Origin of the sequence: Diaphorobacter ruginosibacter, from assembly GCF_040396215.1 — a bacterium.
In the GTDB taxonomy this organism is placed as follows: domain Bacteria; phylum Pseudomonadota; class Gammaproteobacteria; order Burkholderiales; family Burkholderiaceae_C; genus Diaphorobacter_A; species Diaphorobacter_A ruginosibacter_A.
The window spans coordinates 1-3531 of the sequence record NZ_JBEBOW010000217.1 but is presented as its reverse complement, the minus strand read 5'-3'; the positions used below and the strand labels follow the sequence as shown (position 1 = coordinate 3531).

5 protein-coding genes are annotated in these 3531 nt (G+C 59.3%); 2 read left to right on the top strand and 3 right to left on the bottom strand.

Annotated features, from left to right (window positions below; genetic code table 11):
- The coding region (locus tag ABWP92_RS16925; RefSeq protein ID WP_353236573.1) for a LysR family transcriptional regulator at positions 1-208 on the bottom strand (208 nt) is incomplete at its 3' end.
- 100 nt (positions 209-308) lie between these two features.
- Between ABWP92_RS16925 and ABWP92_RS16920 the strand changes: the two genes are divergently transcribed.
- The gene (locus tag ABWP92_RS16920) at positions 309-902 is read left to right on the top strand and encodes a cysteine dioxygenase family protein (RefSeq protein WP_353236572.1); all 594 of its coding nucleotides are present in this window, start codon (positions 309-311) and stop codon (positions 900-902) included.
- 109 nt (positions 903-1011) lie between these two features.
- Positions 1012-2595: a rhodanese-like domain-containing protein gene (locus ABWP92_RS16915; RefSeq protein ID WP_353236571.1), complete on the top strand. Its 1584-nt coding sequence runs from the start codon at positions 1012-1014 to the stop codon at positions 2593-2595.
- Between the two features lie 13 nt (positions 2596-2608).
- Here ABWP92_RS16915 and ABWP92_RS16910 read toward each other — a convergent pair whose 3' ends face one another.
- Both ABWP92_RS16910 and ABWP92_RS16905 read right to left on the bottom strand, forming a co-directional pair.
- On the bottom strand, positions 2609-2761 hold the full coding sequence (locus tag ABWP92_RS16910) for a hypothetical protein (RefSeq protein WP_353236570.1): 153 nt from the start codon (positions 2759-2761) through the stop codon (positions 2609-2611).
- 65 nt (positions 2762-2826) lie between these two features.
- Entirely contained in the window at positions 2827-3411 is a 585-nt protein-coding gene (locus ABWP92_RS16905) for an IPTL-CTERM sorting domain-containing protein (protein ID WP_353236569.1), read from the bottom strand.
- Between the last annotated feature and the right edge of the window lie 120 nt (positions 3412-3531).

Sequence of the window (3531 nt, the reverse complement as noted above, 5' to 3'; positions counted from 1 at the left end):
CCAGCAGCCGTTGCCCATGGTCGGTCAATTGCTTTTGCCGGCCTTGCTTCTCAAACAGCGGATGGCCGATCTTTTCCTCGAGCCTCTGCATCTGCTGCGTGATGGCGGACTGCGTCTTGTCCAGATGCACGGCGGTCGCGGCAAAGCTGTGCAGATTGGCGATGGTGACCAATGTGCGCAGAAGCTCGAGTTCAAGCATTTTTTCCATATATAAATATTACTAAAGTATTCTCATCGGTTGTTAGGATTGTTCTCTTGGAAATGCGTTGATAGATTCAATGGCATTGAACATTTTTCAGGAGCCAGCTTTGAATACGAATGCCCAGCAACGCACAGCCGCAGTCAATGTCGCTATCGACAATATGAAGGCTGCCCTGGGGGGCGATGTCCTGACGCGTCCCGATCTTGACAAGGTGTTGAGCCAGCTCGTGGGATTGGCGGCACATCGCGGGTTCTGGTCGCAGGCCGATTTCCCCGCCCCGCAAGAGGGCGAGCATCAGGCGCGTTACCTGATCGCGGAGGACCCGGACCAAAGCTATGCGCTGTACCTGAACGTCATGCGCCCGGGCAAGAAGATCGTTCCACACAATCACACTACCTGGGCCTGCATCGCCGCGGTGGAAGGCACCGAGCACAACCGAGTCTATGAGCGCACCGATGACGGCTCCGTTGCGGGCAAGGGCACGCTCAGGGAGGTCGATCTCGTCGTGGTGGAGCCGGGCCGTGGCATCGCGCTCATGCCCGATGACATCCACTCGGTGGAGATCAAGGGCGAGCAGGTGATCCGCCATCTGCACATGTATGGCCGCGCGCTGGAAACACTGAATTCGCGCACCAGCTATGACCTGCAGGCAGGCACTTGCCAGACCATGGACATAGGGGTGAAGACCCGCCGCGCGTGAGCGCCGTGCGTTGATTCTTCGCTGATTTCTTGTTGAATCGTCGGCTTCGATCCGTGCGCCCGCATGGGCGCGCAGGCGGAGCTTTGTCTGAATTTTTGAATGCAATGCAATGACTGAACCAATTTCTGCATCCACGTTGAAAGCCTGGCTGCACGATGGCGGCGAGATTGCCGTCCTTGATGTGCGCGAGCATGGACAGTACGGTGAGTCGCATCTTTTCCATGCGACGCCGCTTCCCTTCAGCCGTCTTGAAGTGGACGTGCCTCGGCTGGTGCCGCGCAAGCAGGTGCGAGTGGTGGTTTATGACGATGGCACCGCAGGCGTTGCGCAACGTGCCGCCCGGGCGCTGGAGGCTTTGGGCTATACGGATGTGCGTGTGCTTGAAGGCGGAACCGCCGCGTGGCGCGCTGCCGGCTATGTGCTGTTTGCCGGCGTGAACCTGCCTTCCAAGACGTTCGGCGAGCTGGTGGAGCATGCTTACGGCACACCACGAATCACAGCGAAGGAACTGGCGCAAAGGCAGGCTTGCGGCGAACCGCTGGTAGTGTTGGATGGACGGCCCGTCTCCGAATTCCACAAGATGAGCATTCCGGGCGCCACCTGCTGCCCCAACGGCGAACTGGCGTACCGCATCGGCAGCCTGGTGCCCGATCCGGGCACGCCCATCGTCATCAACTGCGCGGGCCGCACGCGCTCGATTCTTGGCGCACAGACGCTGATCAACCTGGGTATTCCCAATCCCGTCTTTGCGCTCGAAAACGGTACTCAGGGCTGGTACCTGGCCGATCTGCAGCTCGATCACGGAAAAACCCGCCAGTATGGACAGGACACGGGCAGCGATGCGCTCAGGCCATCCGCCGCCAGGCTGGCCGAACGATTCCAGGTGCCTTTCGTTGATGCGGCCACGGTCAGGCAGTGGGCGGGTGACGCATCGCGCACCCTGTTTCTGTGTGACGTGCGCACACCCGAGGAGTTCAGTGCCGGCACGCTACCCGGCGCGCAGCTGACTCCCGGAGGACAGCTCATGCAGGCCGCCGATCAGTATGTGGGCGTGCGCAAGGCGCGGCTGGTGCTCTTCGACAGTGACAACGTGCGCGCCGCCGTGGTGGCGAGCTGGCTTCGCCAGATGGGGCATGACGCGAATGTCCTGACGGGTGGATTGGACAGCGGCCTGGAGCTCGCGCCCGCGTCAACGCCGAGCGGGCCTTCGCTGCCGGAAATTTCGGTGGATGAACTGCGGCAACGCCTGCTTGAAAACCAGGCCATCGTGGTCGATCTGCGCGCGAGCATGAAGTATCGGGCGGGCCATATCCCGGGTGCGATCTGGTCGATCCGTCCTCGATTGGCGCAGGACTTGCAAGGCGAGACACGCTCCATCGTCCTGGTGGCTGACGAATCCGCCGTGGCGCAATGGGCGTCGCGGGAGCTGGGTGTGGGCGCCGCGCTGCTTTGCGGCGGCATGGATGCTTGGGTGAAGTCCGGCCTGCCGCAGGAGAGTGCTGATGACGTTCCGCCCGATGCCAGGTGCATCGACTACCTGTTCTTCGTGCATGACCGCCATGATGGAAACAAGGACGCGGCGCGCCAATACCTGGCGTGGGAAACGGGGCTCGTGCAGCAACTCGATGCCCAGGAACTCGGCGATTTTCATCTGCCGCAGACAAGCAGCCAGGCGCAGGCCGCGGGCCACTGAACCTTTTGATTGATCAAGCCGCTTTCCGATATTCATACAAGGAGACAAATATGCGTGCAATCCGTTCGATGAGCGTAGTGTTGATGGCGACCGCCCTGGCGAGCGCGGCCTGGGCGGAGCCACTCGCCAAGGTGAATGGTTTCCCTTCGCAGGTGTTGCGCTTCATCTCGCCGTTTCCTGCGGGTGGAGCATCAATTTCAAGGCTGAAGGCTAGCCGAGTACTGGCTTCTCTTAAGGCTTGCGGCGCTGACGCCAGAAGGCCAAGCTGCCAAGAAGAGAGGCAAGTAGTACCAGACCCCATTGGTTGAGGGCGGGGACAGGAGTAGCGGCGGTGGGGGCTACGTATGGAACGCCATTCAATTGGCCACCAGTGATGTTGCGTGCATCAGTGGGAGGAATCGAGCATGTAGAGTTGATGCAGGTACCCGAAGCTCCTGAAGTCAGTACAACAGTCCCTCCTGAATTGGTGAGAGGGGTTGCGAAAGCCATATAGAGCACTTTTATGTTTGTCATGTCGCCTGTAGTCGAGGCGGGGTCTATGGCAGAGACAACTTGATCGGAACTCGGAACGGGGCAGGCACTTACTGAGCAAACCGAACTGAACGTGCTCGCCGTCCCGCTGCTGCCTGCTGTAGTAGACAGGCTGACCATGCTAAACGTATTTGTATCGGCGTCATAGACAAAGGAACCAGACGCAGTTCCGCTATCGCCAAAAATGACATTACTCAAGGTCCATTTGATTGGTGTTGCGTGCGCCACTGAGCCAAATGCAATCGCACTGATTGCAAGCGCGGCTATCCCGATGGTTTTCGTCATGTTCCGATCCTCCTTGTAAAGGAGCGAACGTTAACAAAGTGTCAACGCGGCGGCAATGTAAAAGTAATCGATGTTGGATATTTGTCGCAAGGCAAGCCTAGAAGGCCTATGTTTTGAGAG

Bases quoted from the DNA above. Each gene is read 5' to 3' on its own strand.
- ABWP92_RS16915 (WP_353236571.1), top strand. From the start codon at position 1,012: ATGACTGAACCAATTTCTGCATCCACGTTGAAAGCCTGGCTGCACGAT.
- ABWP92_RS16905 (WP_353236569.1), bottom strand. From the start codon at position 3,411: ATGACGAAAACCATCGGGATAGCCGCGCTTGCAATCAGTGCGATTGCA.
- ABWP92_RS16910 (WP_353236570.1), bottom strand. From the start codon at position 2,761: ATGAAGCGCAACACCTGCGAAGGGAAACCATTCACCTTGGCGAGTGGC.